Source organism: Colwellia sp. MB3u-41, from assembly GCF_014076845.1.
Taxonomy (GTDB): Bacteria; Pseudomonadota; Gammaproteobacteria; order Enterobacterales; family Alteromonadaceae; genus Colwellia_A.
Window position 1 is genome coordinate 1 of record NZ_JACGUT010000070.1, and the last position, 1038, is coordinate 1038.

General features: G+C 42.4%; 1 protein-coding gene. It reads right to left on the bottom strand.

From position 1 onward, the window contains the following. Positions 1–27: 27 nt before the first annotated feature. A partial coding sequence (gene tuf, locus H4J73_RS06730; protein WP_182178582.1) for an elongation factor Tu occupies positions 28–1038 on the bottom strand: 1011 nt, incomplete at its 5' end.

The following is a 1038-nucleotide window of genomic DNA, read 5'->3' on the forward strand; positions in this document are numbered from 1 at the left end:
AGTTCTCGTGAGAACTAAAATCAGGAACTAGTCAATGATTTTAGATACAACACCAGCACCAACTGTACGACCACCTTCACGGATAGCGAAGCGTAAACCTTCGTCCATCGCTACTGGGTTGATAAGCTCTACAACAAATTTCAAGTTGTCGCCAGGCATTACCATTTCAACACCTTCAGGAAGCTCTACAGCACCTGTGATATCTGTTGTACGGAAGTAAAACTGTGGACGGTATCCTTTAAAGAATGGTGTATGACGACCACCTTCATCTTTACTTAACACGTATACTTCTGATTCGAATTTTGTATGAGGTGAAATTGAACCAGGCTTACATAACACTTGGCCACGTTCTACATCTTCACGCTTAAGACCACGTAAAAGTACACCACAGTTCTCGCCAGCACGACCTTCGTCAAGAAGCTTGCGGAACATTTCAACACCCGTACAAGTAGATTTTTGAGTATCACGGATACCAACAACTTCTACTTCTTCACCAATTTTGATGATACCACGTTCAACACGACCAGTAACAACGGTACCACGACCAGCAATTGAGAATACATCTTCGATAGGCATGATGAATGCTCCGTCGATTGCACGCTCTGGCTCTGGAATGTAGTTATCAAGTTGGTCAGCAAGTTCGATTATTTTAGCTTCCCACTTTTCGTCACCTTGAAGGGCACATAAAGCTGAACCTTGAATTACTGGTAAGTCATCACCCGGGAAATCATATTCGCTAAGAAGCTCACGAATTTCCATTTCAACTAATTCTAATAATTCTTCATCATCTACAACATCACATTTGTTCATGAATACGATGATATATGGAACACCAACTTGACGTGATAACAAGATGTGCTCACGTGTTTGTGGCATAGGACCATCTGTAGCAGCAACTACTAAGATAGCGCCATCCATTTGTGCAGCACCAGTGATCATGTTTTTGATGTAATCGGCGTGACCAGGACAATCTACGTGTGCGTAGTGACGAGCTTCTGTATCGTACTCGATGTGAGAAGTATTGATTGTAATACCACG